Genomic DNA, 18,093 nt, shown 5'->3' on the forward strand with positions numbered 1-18,093 from the left:
ATGCCAAGAGTGGCGATTGTCGAGGATCATGAGCGCCTCGCCGACCTGTTGTCCCAGGCGCTGGCCGCTGCGGGAATCGAATCCGACCGGTTCGGCAATGTAGGGGAAGCCACCTACGGTGTCGACCGGGCCGACTACGCGCTGCTGATCATCGACCGTGGCTTGCCCGACGGAGAGGGGCTGGCGTTCCTGCGGACGCTGCGCGCGGCAGGGCGCATGACGCCTTGCCTGATGCTGACGGCGCGCGACGCGCTGCACGACCGCATCGACGGGCTCGAAAGCGGGGCCGACGACTATGTGACCAAGCCGTTCGAAATGAGCGAGCTCGTCGCCCGCGTGCGCACGCTGATGCGGCGTCCGGCGTTGCTGACGACGCTCGTCGCGTCGTTCGCGGATGTGAGCGTGGACCCGCCCCAGCGCGCGATGCGCTGCGGCGACCGGACGGTGCTGCTTGCGCCGGCCGAGCTGCAGGTCATGCTGTGCCTGATCGAAGCCGCCGGCCGGACCGTCCGGCATTCGATACTCGAGCATGCCGCCTGGGGGCTCGGGGAGGCGGTCACGCCGAACGCGCTCGAGGTGACCGTGCACCGCTTGCGCAAGAAACTGGCTTCAATCGGTGCGACGATGCGGCTGACCAATATCCGCGGTGCCGGCTTCGCGCTGCGGGATGCATGACGATTCGCCGCGTCTCGCTCGTTGCTGCTTCAGGGTAAGAAACTGACCATGTTCCATCATTGGATTCGACGCCTGTCGACGCGTCTGTGGGTGACCAACGTCGTTGCGTTCGCCATCAGCCTGGCGCTGCTGGCCGCAGTTTCCGCGCATGTCCTCGATCGATATCCGGAGTTCTTCGGGCGGCGGCAGCAGATGGAGAGCATCCGTCATATCGAGGCGGGGTTGAGCTTCGACGCCGATGGGCGTCCGGTAGCGGTGCGATTGGGCGAGCGTCCGGCGCTGATGTTCCGGCTCTTGCCGACCGAGGTGAAGTATCGCGTGCTCGACGCGACGGGCAAGCTGTTGCTGGCCTCGGTGCCGTCGAGCGGCGATCGACCGTGGTTGACGGAAGATCTCGCGAAGGCGGCCGGCAAGGTGCTGCCCACCACGATCGACGGCAACGCGTATGCGATCGCCACGCAGCGCGGATCGAACGGGCGCGTCGTTTATTACGTGCAGGTGGCGCAAAGCAGGCAGCTCGTCGATGCGCTCATCATGTCGAGAATCGATCCGATACCGAAGACCGTCGCATATGTGCTCGTCATTGCAACCATCATCTTCGGGCTGACGCTGCCGCTGACGATCAGCCGCGTGCTGAAGCCGTTGCGGGAAGTATCGCGTGCCGCGAGGGGCATCGAGCCGCGCAACCTGAAGACGCGCTTGTCTTCGGACGGCATTCCCAGCGAGATCAAGCCGCTGATCGATGCGTTCAACGATGCGCTGACGCGGCTCGAGAACGGTTTCGCGGTTCAGCAGCAGTTTCTGGCCGACGCCGCGCATGAGCTGCAGACACCGCTCACGCTGGTCAGAGGCCAGATCGAGTTGCAGCCCGACATCCGGCAGAAGGCGCTTCTGCTTCGCGAGATCGACCTGATGGCGCGGCAGGTCAAGCAACTGCTGCATCTGGCCGAAGTCAGCGAAGCGCAGAACTTCTGCTTTGGCGACGTGAACGGCGCCGAAGTCGCGCGCGACGTCGTGAGCATGCTGGCCGGCAAGGCCGATGCGAAGCAGGTGAAGCTCCATATCGAAGCACGCGACGCTGCGTCACCGATTCGGGCGGATGGCGGAGCGCTGTTCATCCTGCTCAAGAACATTCTCGAGAATGCGATTAATGCGTCGCCGTCGGACGGCGTTGTCGTGCTGACCGTTCTCGACAAGGCGATCCATATCGACGATGAAGGGCCGGGCATTCAGCGGGAGCATCTGCCGCGGCTCTTCGACCGATATTGGCGGGCGCCTGATTCGCGGTATGACGGTGCCGGTCTCGGGCTGGCCATCTGCAAGGAGATTGCCGTGGCCCATCAATGGAAACTGACGGTCGATGTGCTGGCGACGGGGACGCGGTTCAGTGTGTGGTTTTAGGCCGTGATGAAGGGATTCCGACCCTCATGCAAGGCGCGAAGGTCCGTGGGCTCCCCTGGTGCGAGGGCCGGAAGAGTGGACCTGTCCCGCTGAAGGGTTGCTTTTCACAGACCACTTGCCCGACGTCGTTTTTTCGATATAATGAATCAACGTTCGAAATGTCGAACGTGAGAAGTCAAGCATCCAGAGTCGGATTCTCCGACGCCAACCTGCCCTCCCGGGCAAGGTGGACGCCTCTGAGGCGATGCGGCCGATTTACGGCAACGAAACGGGAGCAGCATGGCTGGCACCGGTTCGGTAATCACTTATCCGGAGCAACCATGAGCCAAGTTTCCTCCGCTTCCCGCCCGGCAGTCTGTGAAGACTGGTCGCAATTCCTTCCCGGTTTCACGTTGACGCATACCGTCCATCTCGTATCGAGACGGAATCCGGGCATCGTCTCGACCGCGGCGGCCGTACTCGAAGGGGAAACGGCGACGGTCGATCGTTGGGCCATCACGCGCTGTGGCGATGTTCTCGAGCAGAAGATCGTTCTCGGTGAAATGACGGAAAGGCAGGCGGTGCGATTGCGTGAACGGCTTGCTGCGCTTGAAGGCGTGCTGCGCACGAAGGTGGAGCATCATTTCGTGCGGGCGGGGTCGGTTGCGTCCGAACATGCATCGGCGAGCGGGCGTTAGGCGAGGCGTTTGCGTTGTCGGTGTATCGGCTGAAAGCGGGGAGAGGAAACGCCCCCCTCACTCCACCGTCACCGACTTCGCCAGATTCCTCGGCTTGTCGATATCCGTCCCCCGCGCCAGCGCAGCGTGATACGCGAGCAGCTGCATCGGCACCGTATGCAAAATGGGCGACAACGGCCCGTAGTATTCATTGAGCCGAATCACCTCGATCCCCTCACTCGGCACCAACCCGCAGTCCACATCCGCGAACACGAACAGCCGTCCATTCCGCGCACTCACCTCGTGCATGTTCGACCGTAGCTTTTCAAGCAGCATGTCATTCGGCGCAACCGCAATCACCGGCATCTCGTTACTCACGAGCGCCAGCGGCCCATGCTTCAACTCGCCCGCCGGATAAGCCTCTGCATGAATATAGGAAATCTCCTTCATCTTCAGCGCGCCTTCCAGCGCGATCGGATAATGCATCCCGCGCCCGAGAAACAGCATGTTGTCGCGTCGTGCGAGCAACTCTGACCACGCCATGATCTGCGGCTCCAGCGCGAGCACTTTCGACATCGCATCGGGCAGATGCCGCAGCGCGCGCAGATGCGCTTTCTCCTCGTCGTCGCTCAACCGCCCGCGCACCTGCGCCAGTGACAAGGTCAGCAGGAACAACGCAACGAGCTGCGTCGTGAATGCCTTCGTCGAAGCGACCCCGATCTCGATCCCCGCACGCGTCACGAACTGCAGTGCGCATTCGCGCATCAACGCACTCGTCGCGACGTTGCAGATCGCGAGCGTATGCGTCATCCCGCTGCGTTTCGCGACATGCACCGCCCCGAGCACATCCGCCGTCTCGCCGCTCTGCGACACCGCGACAACCAGTGTGCGCGGATTCGGCACACCGTCGCGATAACGATACTCACTGGCAATCTCGACGCTCGCCGGCAGCTTCGCGATGCTCTCGATCCAGTACTTCGCGGTCAGTGCCGCGTGATAACTGCCGCCGCACGCGAGCAGCAGCACCGAATCGACGTCATTGAACACACGCCACGCACCGTCGCCGAACAGCTCGGGCATGATCGACGAAACATCGAGCAGCGTATCGGCCACGGCCTGCGGCTGTTCGAAGATCTCCTTTTGCATGTAGTAGCGGTACGACCCGAGATCGGCCGCGCCGCTATGCGCGGCGACACGTTGCACCGCGCGCTCGACGCGCTGGCCGGCCGCATCGACGATCCAGTAACGATGCAGTTGAATGTCGGCGACGTCGCCGTTCTCGAGATATGCGATGCGATCGGTGATGCCCGACAGCGCAATCGCATCGGACGCCAGGAAATTTTCGCCTTCACCGACGCCCACCACGAGCGGCATCCCGTCGCGCGCGCCGACGATCCGGTGCGGCTCGTCGCGGCACATCACCGCGATCGCATAGCTGCCGCGCAGTCGCGCCACCGCATGCCGGACCGCATCGAACAGGTCGCCGTCGTACAGATGGTCGATCAAATGCGCGATTGCCTCGCTGTCGGTCTGGCTCGCGAATACATAACCGTGCGCCTGCAGCTCCGCGCGCAGTTGATCGCAGTTCTCGATGATGCCGTTGTGCGACAGCGCGATGCGCGCGTTCGCGTCGCTCGGCGAGAAGTGCGGATGCGCGTTGAGCGTGACAGGCGCGCCATGCGTGGCCCAGCGCGTATGGGCGATCCCCGTGTAACCCGACAGTGCATGCTCGGCGATCTCGCGCTGCAGGTTGGCGACCCGATCGACGCTGCGGGCGCGCGCCAGCGCCCGGTCGCGGTAGACCACGACGCCGCACGAATCGTAGCCGCGGTATTCGAGCCGCTTCAGGCCGTCGACCAGGTTCGGCAGGATGTCCCGCTGGGCGACCGCCCCGACAATTCCACACATATCGCGCTCCGTAAATGTCCGTCTGGACCCGTGAGAGCGATGGTAGAACCTGTCAAATGGAATTAAATTTCAAAATTCAACGATGAATGAAACGTAAGGATGATCATCTATCATGTTGAAATTAAATTTCACACCCTGACCGGAAGGAGCCGCCGATGGCCGGCATCACCCTCGACGATCTCGACCTGCGCATCCTCGCGATCCTGCAGGACGACGCGTCGGTGTCGAACCTGCAACTGGCCGAGCGCGCGCTGTCGTCGCCGCCTACCTGCATGCGCCGCGTGCGGCGGCTGACGGAAGCCGGCGTGATCCGCCGGCAGGTCGCGGTGCTCGACCCGGTCGCGATCGGCACGGCTGTCACCGCGCTGATCGAGATCAGCCTCGACCGGCAGACGGCGGAAGACTACGACGCGTTCGAAACGTACGTCTGTGCGGAGCCTGCCGTCACGCAGTGCTACCGCGTGTCGCCGGGGCCCGATTTCGTCGTGGTGGCCGATCTGGCCGACGTCGCCGAATACGACGAATTCGCGCGGCGGCTGTTCACCGGTGCATCGAACGTCCGCAACGTGCGGACGTTCTTCTCGACGCATCGCGCGAAATTCGAAGCGAACGCGCGGGTCGCACATGCGATGCGCAAGCGCACGTGACGTAACCGCGTCGTTCGTCGCGCATCACGCGGCTGCGTCTGCGAGTTGCAGCGGCTTGCCGTACCCGAAGCAATGCGCGGGCTCCGGAAATACGCGCTCCCGCACGTCGTGCGCGTACTGCCGGATCGCGTCGCGCATCACCGCATTCGCATCGGCATAGCGCTTCACGAAGCGCGGCGTGTACGCATCGAACGCGCCGATCATGTCCTCGGTCACGAGCACTTGCCCGTCGCATGCCGGCGATGCACCGATGCCGATCGTCGGGATCGTCAGCGTGTCGGTCAGGTGGCGCGCGAGCGCTTCGGCGGTGCCTTCGATCACCACGCTGAACGCGCCGGCCTGCTCGGCCGCGCACGCGGCGTCGAACACCTGCGTAGCGGAACGCGGATCCATCCCCTGCGCGCGGAAGCCGCCCGTCGCGTTGGCCTGCTGCGGCATGAGGCCGACATGCGCCATCACCGGAATGCCGCGATCGGTCAGGAAGCGGATCGTGTCGGCCATCTCGGTACCGCCTTCGAGCTTCACGGCCTGCGCGCCGGTTTCGGCGAGCAGCCGCGCGGCGGAGCGATAGGCCTGCGCGGGCGATTCCTGGAACGTCGAGAACGGCAGGTCGACGACGACGCACGCCTGCGCGGCGCCGCGCACGACGGCCGCACCGTGTGCAATCATCATGTCGAGCGTGACGCGCAGCGTATCGTGCATCCCGTACAGCACCATGCCGACGGAGTCGCCGACGATGATCACGTCGGCCACTTCATCGACGAGCTTCGCCATCGGCGCGGAATACGCGGTCAGCGACACGAGGCTGCCGATGCCTTTGGTCGAACGGATCGCGGTGACGGTCTTGCGGGTGGTGCGGGTGTGAGCGCTCATGAACGGAAGCCGTGTAAAAGAAGAGCCGCCACGGTAGCATCGCGTTCGTTCGTGCAATGACCTTCGGAGGACGTCTTATGTTGCTGGCGGGACAATCGGGTGACCCTTACGCGGTGCCGCCGATGGCGCGCCTGCCGAGGCCGCTGTACGTGCGCGCGTTCGGGATCCCCGGCAACGTGAGCGTCGACGCGCACAGCCATCCGTGGGCCCAGCTGATGTATGCGACGAGCGGCGTGCTCGAGGTGTCGACGCCGTCGGGCCGGCATCTGCTGCCGCCGCACTATGCGATGTGGATTCCGCCGCACGTGCCGCATGCGGTGTCGACGCGCGATTGCGTCGCGTTCCACAGCCTGTATCTCGACGCCGCGATCGCGCGCGACGACGTGAACGACGACTGCACGATCCTCTGCATGACGCCGCTGTTGCGCGAGCTGGTGATCGCGACGGGCGAGTTGCCGGTGAACTACGACGAGGCGGGGCCGGAGGGCGCACTCGTGTGCCTGATCGCCGACCGGATCGCACGGATGCAGCCGGCGCCGCTGACGGTGCCGCTGCCGCGCGATCCGCGCCTGCTGAAAATCGCGCGGGCATTGCATGCCGCGCCGGGCGATACGCGCAGTCTCGACGAATGGGGCCATCAGGTCGGCGCGACGCGGCGCACGCTGTCGCGGCTGTTCCGGCAGGATACGGGGCTGTCGTTCACCGAATGGCGGCAGGCCGTGCGGCTGATCGCGTCGCTGCCGCTGCTCGATGCGGGCGAGCCGATCGGCACGGTGGCCGCGCAACTGGGCTACGACTCGACGTCGTCGTTCATCGCGCTGTTCCAGGCAAAATTCCGCACGACGCCCGGCGCATATGCGAAGCGTGAAGCGCGCCGGCCCGTGTTGAGCGCGTGATGCGCATCACGTATCAGAATGCGAGCGCCTGCTGAACCGGATGATGGGCGCCGCGTGAGAACCCGGCGCCTTCGAGCGACAGCAGCGCACGCTTGCGGTCGATGCCGCCTGCGTAGCCGGTCAGGCTGCCCGACGCGCCAACCACGCGGTGGCACGGCACGATGATCGATACCGGATTGCGGCCGACCGCACCGCCGACGGCGCGCGCGCCGCTCATCGGCAACCCGACGCGTTCGGTGATGTCGCCGTACGACACGAGTTCGCCGAACGGAATCGCGAGCAGCTCCTTCCACACGCGTCGCTGAAACGCGGTGCCGCGCAGGTGGATCGGCACCGAAAACGTGTTGCGCGTGCCGGTGAAGTATTCGGCGATTTCTTCCGCGACCTTGCATGCGACCGGCGACCTCGCGAGCGCTTCGGCATCGGTCACGATCGCCACCGGCGGAAAGTATTTCTGGCCGACGAAGTAGAGGCCCGTCAGCGCATCGTCCTCGATGCGCACGGCGATGTCGCCCAGCGGGCTCGGAATCAGGTGAGCGGGAGTCATCGCGCTGCATCTCCATGAAGGCGCCACACATGCAGTGCGGCATACGCGCGCCACGGCGCCCAGCGCGCCGCATGCGGCGCAGATGATGGCATGGTCGCGCGTTCGGCGCGTGCGGGAAGCCACGCATCGTCGGCGGGGAACGCATTCGGCCAGGCCATCGCACGCATCGCGACGTACTGCACCGCGCGTTCGTCGAAGCCGGGCATCGTGCGCAGCGCGGCGAGCGTTGGATCGAGCGGCGCCATGGGTTCGAGTGCGAGCGTGCCGTCGTCGACTGCGCGTGCGAGCGACACGATTGCCCGTGCCGTATCGCGCTTGATGCCGATGGTTTCGAGGGCCGAAGGCGGCAGGGCGGCCAGCGTTGCAGCGGACGGCAACGCGTGCGTGAGGCCCGGCGGCGCGCCTTCGACCGGGGCGCCGAAGCGTTCTGCAATGCGTGCCGGCGCCGGCGTACCCGCATCCGCCGCCGCAAGCCGCTCGCCTGCGAGGGCGCGAATCGCGATCTCGAGGCCGTCGAACGCGCCGGGCACCCGCAGGCCCGGCGAGCCGCTCGCGAGATCGCCGAGATGCGCGTCGATCACGTCGGGCCGGCTGTCGAGATCGAACAGCCGCCGCACGCGGGCAAGCACGGCCGGGACGACCGGCGTCAGCGCGCGCGACACGGTGACGGCCAGCGCGAAGCGCTGCGGCACGTGTGCGACGGATAGCCAGCCCGTCACGCGGCCACCGTCGTTCCGGTCCGGCATGTCGACGACACGCGCATAACCCTGCGCATCGATCCGCTCGACGCCGTCGATCTGCCGCTGCGCCAGAAAGCGCATCAGGTCGTCCCACGCGAATGGCGGCCGGTACGGCAGCGGGAACGTCATGTCGCCGTCGGCCGATGCACCGGCGCCTTTGCGCAGCCGCAGCGGGTTGAGGCCATAGCGCTGGCGGAACAGGTCGTTGAAGCGCCGCACGCTGCCGAATCCGGCCGTCGACGCGACGACGGCCACCGGCAGCGCGGTATCGGTCAGCAGCCGCTTGGCCATCAGCAGCCGGTGCGTCTGCGCGAACTCGACCGGCGACACGCCGAATTGCGCGCCGAAGATCCGCCGCAGATGCCGCTCGGTCACGCCGACGCGCTGCGCGAGCGCGTCGACGGAATGTGCGTTCAGGAAACCGTCCTCGATCAGCGAGGCGGCTGCGTCGGCGAGATTGCCGGACAGGTCGAGCAGCCCGTGGCCGGGCGCGAGTTCGGGGCGGCAGCGCATGCAGGGCCGGAACCCGGCTTTCTCGGCGGCTGCGGCGGTCGGGTAGTAGCTGCAGTTCTGCGCCTTCGGCGGCTTCACCGGGCAAACGGGGCGGCAATACACACCGGTCGTCGCCACGCCGACGAAGAACCAGCCGTCGAAGCGGCGGTTCCGCGAAAGCAGGGCGTCGTAGCAGGTGTCGGGATCGAGGCGCATGCGACGACTGTAAACCATCCCCGCGCCGGATTCTGGCTGGAATCGGACATGTGAATGGGCGACCGCACTCCCGCGCGCGTGTCGGGAAAATCCGGGAAAAACGGTTAATGCCAATCTGCGAAACAGTCGTCTCTTTTGCGGTGACCCATTTGAGATGACTCATCGAAATCCCCGAATGACAGGGCGCCGGCAGACGCCCTATCCTTTGAAAAACGTTTTCCAGATTGGTGGGTGAACCGACCCGTGCGTCAGCGCGGGCCGCCCACCCCGGCGCCGGTCGCCGGTCAACGAATACCGTGCGGCGCGACGGGCGCGGCCGCGCATCGGAGACATTCATGCAATCTGCCGTCGTCGGCGCCGTGCGCGCAGCCGCCAGCCGCTACCGCTGGACCGTCTGTGCGCTGCTGTTTTTCGCGACCGTCATCAACTACATGGACCGGCAGATCCTCGGCCTGCTCGCGCCGATGCTCCAGCACGACATTGGCTGGAGCCAGGTGCAGTACGGCCGCATCGTGATGGCGTTTTCCGCGTTCTATGCGCTCGGCCTGCTTGGCTTCGGGCGCATCGTCGACTGGCTCGGCACGCGCGTGTCGTACGCGGTGGCGATGCTGGTGTGGAGCATCGCCGCGATGCTGCATGCGGCAGTCGGCTCGGTGACGGGCTTCGCGTTCGTGCGTGCGCTGCTCGGGATCGGCGAGGGCGGCAATTTCCCGGCCGCGATCAAGACGACGGCCGAATGGTTTCCGCGCCGCGAACGCGCGCTCGCGACCGGCATCTTCAACTCGGGCGCGAACATCGGCGCGGTGTTCGCCCCGGCGATCATCCCGGCGATCGCGGTGGCCTACGGCTGGCGCGCGGCGTTCGTGATCATCGGCGCGATCGGCCTCGTGTGGCTCGCGGTGTGGCTCGTGCTCTATCGCCAGGCCGACACGCGTGCGCTCGCCGCGGAGTACGACGAGCCGCGCGACGAAGCCGAAGCGCTCGATGCCGCGAATGCGAACGCCGGCGCGCCGCGCTGGGGCGAGCTGATCCGCAAGCGCGAGACGTGGGCATTCCTGATCGGCAAGTTCCTGACCGATCCGGTGTGGTGGTTCTACCTGTTCTGGCTGCCGAAGTGGCTCAACGAGTCGCGCGGGATGGACATGCAGCACATCGGCCTGCCGCTCGTCTGCATCTACGCGCTGACGACGGTCGGCAGCATCGGCGGCGGCTGGCTGTCGTCGATGCTGCTGCGCGCAGGCTGGAGCGTGAACGGCGCGCGCAAGACGGCGATGCTGATCTGCGCATGCTGCGTGCTGCCGATCGCGTTCGTGTCGCAGGTGCAGAGCCTGTGGCCCGCGGTGCTGATCGTCGGCCTCGCCGCCGCCGCGCACCAGGGCTGGTCGGCGAACCTGTTCACGACGGCGTCCGACCTGTTCCCGCGCCGTGCGGTGGCGTCGGTGGTGGGCATCGGCGGGATGGCCGGCTCGATCGGCGGCGTGCTGTTCTCGGAAGTGATCGGCCAGGTGCTGCAGCGCACGGGCCACTACTGGGTGCTGTTCGCGATCGGCGCGTCGGCCTACCTGATCGCGCTGGCCGTGATGCACGTGCTCACGCCGAAGATGAAGCCCGCGAAACTCGACGCCTGATGGCGTCCCGGCAAACGAACGCGCCGCCCTCGGGCGGCGCGTTTTCTTTCGGCGCGCGCGGCGGGCGCGCGATCAGCCGGCCGATGCCGTCGATGCACGCATGATCAGCCGCGGCTCGAACGTCGAATAGCTCGCATCGGTGCGTCCCGCGAGCGCGTCGATCAGCTTCTGCATCGCGAGCTCGCCCATGTTCTCGCTCTGGATGTCGACGGTCGTCAGCGCGGGCGCCGCGTATTCGCCGTACGGCACGTTGTCGATGCCCGCGACCGACACGTCCTGCGGCAGCCGGAAGCCGAGCGATGCCGCTTCCTTCATGAAGCCGAGCGCGATCAGGTCGTTGTAGCAGATCACCGCTTGCGGACGCTGCGGCCCGAGCATCACGCGCGAGCATGCGCGCTCGCCGGCTTCGGCGGTCGGCGCATGCGCATCGTGCACGTCGAGCGTGAGCCCCGCTTCGGCGAGGCAGTCGCGCGCGCCCTGGATCCGCTCGTCGTTCACGCGCGCGGTGCCGAAGCCGAGATAGGCAATGCGCGTGTGGCCGAGATTGAGCAGGTGACGCGCGAGCATGTAGGTCGACAGCCGGTTGTCGATGCCGACGCTCGGAATCGGCAGGCCGGGGCTGCGACGCAGCAGCACGAGCGGCTTGTTGAGGTCGAGCATCCAGCCGGCTTCCTCGTCGGGCATCCGCGTGCTGACGATCAGGCCGTCGACGCGCTGCGCCAGCGCTTCGATCAGCGAGCGTTCGCGCGCCTGGCTCTCTTCGGTATCGACGAGCAGCAGCGTGTAGTCGTGCTGCAGCGCGACGCGGTTCGCGCCTTTCACCACGTTCGTGAAGTGCGGGTTGCTGATGTCGAGGATCACGAGGCCGATCGTGCGCGTGCGGCCGGTGATCATCGAACGCGCGAGCGGGTTCGAACGGTAACCGAGACGCTCGATCGATTCCTTGAGCCGCGCCTCGACGGTCGGCGAGAAGCGCTGCGTGCCGTTCACGTACTTCGATACCGTCGCGACCGACACGCCGGCTTCCGCAGCCACGTCGCGGATCGTCGGGGAAACTTTTTTCATCGGAAGGGTAACGTTTTCGTTCTATTACGCCGGATTGTGTCAGAAAAAGCCGGTGCGCGGCCAGCCGTCGATATCGGGAAAGTGCGGATGGCTGAGAACGGGTTCGACCATTGACGTTCGGCCGCACCACCGCGTATAGTTGGAAAACGTTTTCCGATTTTGGTCAGATTCAAGGAGATTCGATGAACGCCTCATCCACCGCCGCGCGCAAACCGTTCGGGCGCCTGCTGCTGACGGGCGCGGCCGGCAACCTGGGCCGCCAGTTGCGCGGCGCGCTCGCCGACTGGGCCGACGTCGTACGCGTCAGCGACATCGCGGCGCTGGACGACGCGGCCGCGCATGAAGAAATCCGCGTGGTCGACCTGGCCGATCGCCCGGCCGTGATGGCGCTCGTCGATGGCGTGGACGCGATCGTCCACCTCGGCGGCATTTCGGTCGATGCGCCGTTCGACGATCTGGTCGGCGCGAACATCACCGGCACGTACAACCTGTACGAAGCCGCGCGCAAGCACGGCGTGAAGCGTGTCGTGTTCGCAAGCTCGAACCATGCGATCGGTTTCCATCCGGTCACCGAAGTGCTCGACGCCGATTCGCCGCTGCGCCCCGACAGCCTGTATGGCGTGACGAAGTGCTTCGGCGAATCGCTGTCGCGCTATTACTTCGACCGCTTCGGGATCGAGACGGTGTGCCTGCGGATCGGCTCGTCGTTCGAAGTGCCGAAGAATCCGCGCATGCTCGTCACGTTCCTCAGCTATCGCGACTTCATCGAGCTGGTGCGCTGCTCGCTGCTGACGAACCGTGTCGGGCACGCGATCGTCTACGGCGCGTCGGACAACCCGGTGAAGTGGTGGGACAACACGAAGGCCGGCTTCCTCGGCTTCCGCCCGCGCGACAGCTCCGAGCAGTTTGCCGGGCTGTTCCCGGTGACGGCGCCGACCGCCGAGTACGACGATCCCGCGCAGCGGTTCCAGGGCGGCGGCTTCGTGGTCGGCGAGCCGATGGAGCGGAACGCGTCGTAAGCGTTGCCGGCCTCGCCGGCGTCGCGATTCAGCGCAGGACGTCCGTCGCCTTGTGCCGTTCGTCGACGCCGTCGATCAGGATCAGCGGGCCGCTCGCGTGCCGGGCGCGCAGCGGCTGGATCTGCCGGTACGCATCCGAGTCGTACCATGCGCGCGCCGTGTCGAGATCGGGAAACGCGATCGCGATCAGGTCGCCGCGCCACACGCCTTCGCGACCTTCCGGCCGCGCGCCGTGAATCGCGAAATGACCGTCATACGGCGCGAGCGTGCCGTCGATGCGTTCGAGGTACTCAACGATGTCGTCGCACATGTCGACGTCGTGCAGGTGGGCGATGGCATAGGCGGTCACGGCGGGCTCCTGGGCGTGCTGCGGTTCGTGAATCGATGGCGCCATGATCGCGGTGTGGGCGGCGCGCGTCGATTACCTGCGACGTAGGCAAATCCGGACAGTCGTGCCGCAGCGCACTTCAAGCGACCGGCACGCACCGTCGCCGCCCGCGCGCCGTCAATGCTTGCGGCACGCCGGATCGCTGTCGCGCCGTTCGGCGGCATCGCACCAGTCGCTCGGCCGCCACGCGTCGAACGCGACGGCCTTCGCCGCATCGGCGCGCGTGACGCGCACCGGGTCGGCTTTCAGCGCATCGCCATCCGGGTTCTCGTTGAATCGCCAGTTCCGGAACACTTCGCGATGGAACATCCACGTGCGATGCGCCGCCTCGTAGCGAAACGTCACGCGGTCGCGCCAGTGGTTACGGCCTGCGAATACGCCTTGTTCGACCGTGAACGTGCGAGGCTCGACCGTGAGCGCATTGTCGGCGACGCCATCGAGATACGGGTCGCCCATGCCGCCTTCGTCGGCTTTCATGATCACGGTGTCGTTGCGCGCCGCGAGCCGGTAGTGCCCGTCCTTGCCCTGCAGGAAGATCAGCAGCGGCCGCGGCGAAGGCGTACTCATCGAATCGCCGGGCTGATGCGCGACGACGACGTACCCGTTGCGGGTGCCGTCGGTCAGTCGCCCCGACGCGGCATCCAGCGCTTCGTAGCCGGCGGGCAACTGCGCGACGATGTCGGCCGGCAGATCGGGGGTGTCCGGGCAACGGATCGACGAATGCGTGTCGTCGCACGTCGCTGCAAAGGTGCTGCCGATGGCGAACGTCAGTAGCGCGGCGATGGAAAATCCTCGGATACGGGGAATCGTCATGCGGATAGGGCGGTCATGAGGGGGCGCAGCGGAAGCCGGCGCGCTTGCGTCGACGCGTCTCGCCACAGCGCGGGTTGATCGATCGATGGGGAACGCCGTGCAGTCAGTCACGCCCGCTTGCGCGCCGGCCGCACGACGGGCGCGGGTTCAAGCGGTTCGCTGGCCTGCTCGCACAGCCGGTCGAGCATCCGTTGCGCGGCGCCCGCGCAATCCTCGCCCGCCGGTTTGTTCTCGATTTCGTCGATCAGTGTTTCCAGATGCTGCCGGTTCTGTACGAGACGCCGCTCGAGCAGCGCGATTTCGTCGACCTTGTGCCGCAGCGCGACCAGCAGTTCGTCGCGCGGCCACGCGCCGAGATCGGGCGGCAGCACCGCGCGGATTTCGTCGAGCGCGAAGCCCGCGCGCTGCGCACGATCGATGATCGCGAGCCGCGTCAACGCTTCCGGCCCGTATTCCCGGTAGCCGTTCGCCTGGCGGCGGGCCGGTTCGAGCAGGCCGCTCGCTTCGTAGAAGCGGATGCGGGACGCCGCGAGGCCGCTCGCCTTAGCCAGTTCGCCGATTTTCATGATGTGCTCCAAAAGGGCTTGACCTTAAAGTTGACTTTAAAGTTATCGTTGGGCATCGTCAATCGAGGAAGTCCACCATGAATCTGTTTGCGCCGCTGACACTGCCCAACGGGGCGGTGATTCCGAACCGTCTGGCCAAGGCCGCGATGGAAGAGAACATGGCCGATGCGGACCACGCACCGTCCGACGCGTTGCTGCGCCTGTACCAGGCGTGGGCCGACGGCCAGGTCGGCCTGATCCTGACCGGCAACGTGATGGTGGACGGCCGTGCGATGACGGGGCCGAACGGCGTCGTGCTCGAAAACGACGCGCAGCTCGACCGCTTCCGCCGCTGGGCGCAAATCGCCCGCTCGGGCGGCGCGCACGTATGGATGCAGATCAACCATCCGGGGCGCCAGATGCAGGCCGCGCTCGGCCAGACGACGCTCGCGCCGTCGGCCGTGCCGCTCGCGCTCGGCGCGCTGTCGAAGCAGTTCCCGGTGCCGAAGGAGATGACGGAAGCCGATATTCGCGACGTGCAGCAGCGCTTTGTGCGCGCCGCGCAACTCGCGGAGCAAAGCGGCTTCACCGGTGTGCAGGTGCACGCGGCGCACGGCTATCTGCTGAGCCAGTTCCTGTCGCCGCTGACGAACCGCCGGCAGGACCGGTGGGGCGGCAGCGTCGAGAATCGCGCGCGCCTGCTGCTCGATATCGTGAAGGCGGTGCGTGCAACGGTGTCGCCGGAATTCGTCGTTGCGGTGAAGCTGAACTCGGCCGATTTCCAGCGCGGCGGCTTCAGCGCGGACGACGCGAAGCGTGTGGTCGAGCTGCTGAATCCGCTCGGCGTCGATCTCGTCGAGCTGTCGGGCGGCAGCTATGAAGTGCCGGCGATGCAGGGCGAAGCCCGCGACGGGCGCACGCTGGCGCGTGAAGCCTATTTCCTCGAATTCGCACGCGACATCACGGCCGTCGCGCGGATGCCGCTGATGGTCACGGGCGGGATCCGGCGTCGTGCGGTCGCCGAGCAGGTCGTGAACAGCGGCGTGGCGATGGTCGGCATCGCGACCGCGCTGTCGATCGACCCGAACCTGCCGCGCGACTGGCGCGCGGGCAAGGACAGCGCACCGGTGCTGCAGCCGATCCGCTGGAAGAACAAGGCGCTGGGCGCGCTGGCCAACATGGCCGTCGTCAAGTTCCAGCTCACGCGGCTCAGCGAAGGGCGGCGTACGCACCCGCAGGTGTCGCCGCTGCGTGCGCTGGTGCGGCAGCAACTGGTCGCGCAGTGCCAGACGCGCCGCTACCGGAAGTGGATGGCGGGGCGTGCGGCGGGCACGGGGGCGTGAGGCACGAAGGCGGGGTGGCAGCGGCGATGCCGGAGACTGACCGGCACGCCGCCGCGCCCGTGCCGGCCGGCACGTTGTGCGGCGGCATGCGCCGTCAGAACCGGTAGTTCGCCAGCACTTCGAACCGCCGGTCGTTGCCGAGCAGGTACTGCGTCTCGTTGTAGTACGCGGATTGCACGTAGCGGCGGTTGAACACGTTGTACGCGCGTGCGGTGATCGTCGTGTCCTTGCGCGGCTTCCACGCGAGGCCGAGGTCGACGGTCGTGTACGACGGCATCACGAGCTGGTTCGCGGTGTCGGCGAAGCGCTTGCCGACGTACTTGACGCCCGCGATGCCCGTCCAGTCCGGCGCGAAGCGCCAGCTCACCCACAGGTTCGCGAGCCGCTGCGGCACCGACACCGGCACGTTGCCCGCGCGCGACACCGTCGTGCCGCCGGACGACTGCTGGAAGTCGTCGTACTTCGCGCGCAGGATCGACACGTTCGCGTCGACGCGCCAGTCCTTCGCGATCTCCGCACCGACCGTCGCCTCGAGCCCGCGCGACGATTGCTGGCCGACCTGGATCGACTGGTTCGGGTTCACCGGGTCGGCCGTCAGCAGGTTGCTCTTGACGATCCGGTACGCGGCGAGCGTCCATTCCGCCTTGCCGTCGAGGAACGACTGCTTCACGCCGATCTCGATTTGCTTGCCGGTCGCGAGCGTGAAGTTCGCCTTCGACGCATTCAGCGACAGCAGCGAGCTGACCGGATCGGCCGATACCGAGTACTGGCCATACACGGCGAGACCGGGCCGCACGTCGTACACGGTGCCGATGCGCCAGCCGGTGTTCGCGAACACCTTCGTGAACGCGCCGCCGTTCACGAGATCGTCGCGGTTCACGCTCGCGTGGTCGTAGCGCAACCCGCCGATCACCGACCAGCGCGGCGTGATCTCGAGCCGGTTCTCCGCGAACAGCGCGTACTGGTTCGACTGGCTGCGGTACTTCGGAACGGTGCCGGCCGTGTTGATGAAACTGCCCGGGTCGAAATTGAACGGATCGACCGTCGACGTGCCCGAGTACGGCGAGTTGTTGTCGTGCTGGAACGTCGTGTGGTTGAACTCGAAGCCGGTCGAGAACGTGTTGCGCATGCCGAGCAACGCGCTGCTGACCGTGGCCGTCGTCACGTTGCCGTACTGTTCCTGGTCGTGGAAGATTTCCGTGTAGCTGCTGCGCCGGACCTGCGCGCTCGACGGCAGGTACGTGTAGTACTCGGCATCCTTCCAGTGACGGTTGCTCTTCATCCGGTACAGCGTGGTCGTCACGTTCAGGCTGTCGCTCGGCTGCCAGTTCGCCGATACGGTGGCCCAGCTGTCGCGAAACGCGATGTCGCTGTCGCCGACGTTGTAGTTCTTCTTGTCGAGTGCCCGATCGCGCGCGCCGTTCACGAGCGGCACGCCGAAATACTGCATTGGGTGCATGAAGCCCTGCGCGTACGACGCCGTGACGGTCAGGTCCGGCGTCACGTCGTAGCGCAGCGCGCCGGAGATCGACAGGTTGCGCGAGTCGCCGCGGTCGACCCAGTTCGACGAGCGGTTGCCGCTGATGTCGAAGCGGTACGACAGCTTGTCGTTGAGCGCGCCGCCGCTGCCGAACGCCGCCCGCGCCGTGCCCTCGGTGCCGCCGCCGACCTGCAGCTCGTTGCGGATCGGCGTGCGCGTCGGCTTCTTCGGCACGATGTTGACCACGCCGCCGATCGCGCCTTCGCCGTAGATCACCGAAGCGGGGCCGCGCAGCACGTCGATATGGTCGACCGACCACGTGTCGAACGGGAACGTGACGCCGATCGCGCCGTACGGGCGTACGCCGTCGTAGAGCTGCGTGACCGACGATGCGCCGACGAAGCCGCGCGCACTCAGCTCCGAATTGCCGTTGCCGGGATGCGGCGACGCACTGATGCCGGCGGCGCGGCTCACCGCGTCGATGATCGAACTGTCGCCGCGCGTATCGAGCGTCGCGCGGTTGATCTGCTCGACGCTCGCGGGCGTTTCGAGCGACGACAGCCCGAGATGGCTGCCGGTGTCGAGCGGCTGCGTGAGCGCGGGTGCCTTCTGCGCGTCGACGCGGATCGGGGCGAGCGTGGCGCCGGTGCGGTCGACGCCGCTTTCCTGTGCCTGCCCGGCCGGAGAAAAGGCCGCGAGCACGGCGGCGGGCAGCATCAATCTGAACTTCATTGTTTCGGTTTCCTTCGAATGGGTGGAAG

16 protein-coding genes, 1 pseudogene and 1 riboswitch are annotated in these 18,093 nt (G+C 66.6%); of the genes and pseudogenes, 8 read left to right on the forward strand and 9 right to left on the reverse strand.

The window, feature by feature from the left end:
- The 3 genes from OHZ10_RS20890 to OHZ10_RS20900 all read left to right on the forward strand — a co-directional run bounded on the left by OHZ10_RS20890 (window position 1) and on the right by OHZ10_RS20900 (window position 2,753).
- Window positions 1-675, forward strand: coding sequence for a response regulator transcription factor (locus OHZ10_RS20890; RefSeq protein WP_059237729.1), 675 nt, complete (start codon window positions 1-3; stop codon window positions 673-675).
- A 48-nt stretch (window positions 676-723) separates the two neighbouring features.
- Window positions 724-2,076 carry a sensor histidine kinase gene (locus OHZ10_RS20895; protein ID WP_059240828.1) on the forward strand — a complete coding sequence of 451 codons (1,353 nt, stop codon included), beginning with the start codon at window positions 724-726 and terminating at the stop codon, window positions 2,074-2,076.
- 174 nt (window positions 2,077-2,250) lie between these two features.
- Window positions 2,251-2,354, forward strand: a riboswitch (SAM-I-IV-variant riboswitch).
- A 42-nt stretch (window positions 2,355-2,396) separates the two neighbouring features.
- Entirely contained in the window at window positions 2,397-2,753 is a 357-nt protein-coding gene (locus tag OHZ10_RS20900) for a hypothetical protein (RefSeq protein WP_155627230.1), read from the forward strand.
- A 57-nt stretch (window positions 2,754-2,810) separates the two neighbouring features.
- Here OHZ10_RS20900 and glmS read toward each other — a convergent pair whose 3' ends face one another.
- Complete coding sequence (glmS, locus tag OHZ10_RS20905) at window positions 2,811-4,640, reverse strand: glutamine--fructose-6-phosphate transaminase (isomerizing) (RefSeq protein WP_174993356.1); 1,830 nt, start codon at window positions 4,638-4,640, stop codon at window positions 2,811-2,813.
- A 155-nt stretch (window positions 4,641-4,795) separates the two neighbouring features.
- Here glmS and OHZ10_RS20910 point away from each other — a divergent pair, with 155 nt between their 5' ends.
- Entirely contained in the window at window positions 4,796-5,287 is a 492-nt protein-coding gene (locus OHZ10_RS20910; RefSeq protein ID WP_059237721.1) for an Lrp/AsnC family transcriptional regulator, read from the forward strand.
- A 24-nt stretch (window positions 5,288-5,311) separates the two neighbouring features.
- Here OHZ10_RS20910 and panB read toward each other — a convergent pair whose 3' ends face one another.
- Window positions 5,312-6,160: a 3-methyl-2-oxobutanoate hydroxymethyltransferase gene (gene panB / locus OHZ10_RS20915; RefSeq protein ID WP_342705689.1), complete on the reverse strand. Its 849-nt coding sequence runs from the start codon at window positions 6,158-6,160 to the stop codon at window positions 5,312-5,314.
- A gap of 77 nt (window positions 6,161-6,237) precedes the next feature.
- Between panB and OHZ10_RS20920 the strand changes: the two genes are divergently transcribed.
- Entirely contained in the window at window positions 6,238-7,056 is an 819-nt protein-coding gene (locus tag OHZ10_RS20920; RefSeq protein ID WP_342705690.1) for a helix-turn-helix transcriptional regulator, read from the forward strand.
- A gap of 13 nt (window positions 7,057-7,069) precedes the next feature.
- Here OHZ10_RS20920 and OHZ10_RS20925 read toward each other — a convergent pair whose 3' ends face one another.
- Both OHZ10_RS20925 and OHZ10_RS20930 read right to left on the reverse strand, forming a co-directional pair.
- Window positions 7,070-7,603 carry a methylated-DNA--[protein]-cysteine S-methyltransferase gene (locus OHZ10_RS20925; RefSeq protein ID WP_342705691.1) on the reverse strand — a complete coding sequence of 178 codons (534 nt, stop codon included), beginning with the start codon at window positions 7,601-7,603 and terminating at the stop codon, window positions 7,070-7,072.
- Window positions 7,600-9,069 (reverse strand): DNA-3-methyladenine glycosylase 2 family protein, encoded by a 1,470-nt coding sequence (locus OHZ10_RS20930; protein ID WP_342705692.1) that lies wholly within the window; start codon window positions 9,067-9,069, stop codon window positions 7,600-7,602. Before OHZ10_RS20930 ends, OHZ10_RS20925 begins: the two co-directional genes overlap by 4 nt.
- Window positions 9,070-9,386: 317 nt before the next feature.
- On the opposite strand from OHZ10_RS20930, the gene OHZ10_RS20935 reads away from it, so the two are divergent.
- Entirely contained in the window at window positions 9,387-10,679 is a 1,293-nt protein-coding gene (locus OHZ10_RS20935; protein WP_059237716.1) for an MFS transporter, read from the forward strand.
- A 72-nt stretch (window positions 10,680-10,751) separates the two neighbouring features.
- On the opposite strand, the pseudogene OHZ10_RS20940 reads toward OHZ10_RS20935, so the two are convergent.
- Window positions 10,752-11,855, reverse strand: a pseudogene (locus OHZ10_RS20940) (LacI family DNA-binding transcriptional regulator).
- 71 nt (window positions 11,856-11,926) lie between these two features.
- On the opposite strand from OHZ10_RS20940, the gene OHZ10_RS20945 reads away from it, so the two are divergent.
- A complete protein-coding gene (locus tag OHZ10_RS20945) occupies window positions 11,927-12,763 on the forward strand; it encodes an NAD-dependent epimerase/dehydratase family protein (RefSeq protein WP_059237714.1) in 837 nt (278 codons plus the stop codon).
- A 28-nt stretch (window positions 12,764-12,791) separates the two neighbouring features.
- Here OHZ10_RS20945 and OHZ10_RS20950 read toward each other — a convergent pair whose 3' ends face one another.
- The 3 genes from OHZ10_RS20950 to OHZ10_RS20960 all read right to left on the reverse strand — a co-directional run bounded on the left by OHZ10_RS20950 (window position 12,792) and on the right by OHZ10_RS20960 (window position 14,530).
- Entirely contained in the window at window positions 12,792-13,112 is a 321-nt protein-coding gene (locus OHZ10_RS20950; RefSeq protein WP_059240824.1) for a DUF1330 domain-containing protein, read from the reverse strand.
- Between the two features lie 156 nt (window positions 13,113-13,268).
- Window positions 13,269-13,964, reverse strand: coding sequence for a hypothetical protein (locus OHZ10_RS20955; protein ID WP_342705693.1), 696 nt, complete (start codon window positions 13,962-13,964; stop codon window positions 13,269-13,271).
- Between the two features lie 107 nt (window positions 13,965-14,071).
- Entirely contained in the window at window positions 14,072-14,530 is a 459-nt protein-coding gene (locus tag OHZ10_RS20960; RefSeq protein WP_059237712.1) for a MerR family transcriptional regulator, read from the reverse strand.
- 77 nt (window positions 14,531-14,607) lie between these two features.
- Here OHZ10_RS20960 and OHZ10_RS20965 point away from each other — a divergent pair, with 77 nt between their 5' ends.
- The gene (locus OHZ10_RS20965; RefSeq protein WP_174993363.1) at window positions 14,608-15,852 is read left to right on the forward strand and encodes an NADH:flavin oxidoreductase/NADH oxidase family protein; all 1,245 of its coding nucleotides are present in this window, start codon (window positions 14,608-14,610) and stop codon (window positions 15,850-15,852) included.
- A 94-nt stretch (window positions 15,853-15,946) separates the two neighbouring features.
- Here OHZ10_RS20965 and OHZ10_RS20970 read toward each other — a convergent pair whose 3' ends face one another.
- A complete protein-coding gene (locus tag OHZ10_RS20970) occupies window positions 15,947-18,064 on the reverse strand; it encodes a TonB-dependent receptor (RefSeq protein ID WP_059237710.1) in 2,118 nt (705 codons plus the stop codon).
- Window positions 18,065-18,093 lie beyond the last annotated feature (29 nt).

This window comes from Burkholderia arboris (genome assembly GCF_038723655.1).
Lineage (GTDB): Bacteria > Pseudomonadota > Gammaproteobacteria > Burkholderiales > Burkholderiaceae > Burkholderia > Burkholderia arboris.

Coding starts and splice junctions, on each gene's coding strand:
- OHZ10_RS20890 (WP_059237729.1), top strand. CDS start 1: ATGCCAAGAGTGGCGATTGTCGAGGATCATGAGCGCCTCGCCGACCTG.
- OHZ10_RS20895 (WP_059240828.1), top strand. CDS start 724: ATGTTCCATCATTGGATTCGACGCCTGTCGACGCGTCTGTGGGTGACC.
- OHZ10_RS20900 (WP_155627230.1), top strand. CDS start 2,397: ATGAGCCAAGTTTCCTCCGCTTCCCGCCCGGCAGTCTGTGAAGACTGG.
- glmS (WP_174993356.1), bottom strand. CDS start 4,640: ATGTGTGGAATTGTCGGGGCGGTCGCCCAGCGGGACATCCTGCCGAAC.
- OHZ10_RS20910 (WP_059237721.1), top strand. CDS start 4,796: ATGGCCGGCATCACCCTCGACGATCTCGACCTGCGCATCCTCGCGATC.
- panB (WP_342705689.1), bottom strand. CDS start 6,160: ATGAGCGCTCACACCCGCACCACCCGCAAGACCGTCACCGCGATCCGT.
- OHZ10_RS20920 (WP_342705690.1), top strand. CDS start 6,238: ATGTTGCTGGCGGGACAATCGGGTGACCCTTACGCGGTGCCGCCGATG.
- OHZ10_RS20925 (WP_342705691.1), bottom strand. CDS start 7,603: ATGACTCCCGCTCACCTGATTCCGAGCCCGCTGGGCGACATCGCCGTG.
- OHZ10_RS20930 (WP_342705692.1), bottom strand. CDS start 9,069: ATGGTTTACAGTCGTCGCATGCGCCTCGATCCCGACACCTGCTACGAC.
- OHZ10_RS20935 (WP_059237716.1), top strand. CDS start 9,387: ATGCAATCTGCCGTCGTCGGCGCCGTGCGCGCAGCCGCCAGCCGCTAC.
- OHZ10_RS20945 (WP_059237714.1), top strand. CDS start 11,927: ATGAACGCCTCATCCACCGCCGCGCGCAAACCGTTCGGGCGCCTGCTG.
- OHZ10_RS20955 (WP_342705693.1), bottom strand. CDS start 13,964: ATGACGATTCCCCGTATCCGAGGATTTTCCATCGCCGCGCTACTGACG.
- OHZ10_RS20960 (WP_059237712.1), bottom strand. CDS start 14,530: ATGAAAATCGGCGAACTGGCTAAGGCGAGCGGCCTCGCGGCGTCCCGC.
- OHZ10_RS20965 (WP_174993363.1), top strand. CDS start 14,608: ATGAATCTGTTTGCGCCGCTGACACTGCCCAACGGGGCGGTGATTCCG.
- OHZ10_RS20970 (WP_059237710.1), bottom strand. CDS start 18,064: ATGAAGTTCAGATTGATGCTGCCCGCCGCCGTGCTCGCGGCCTTTTCT.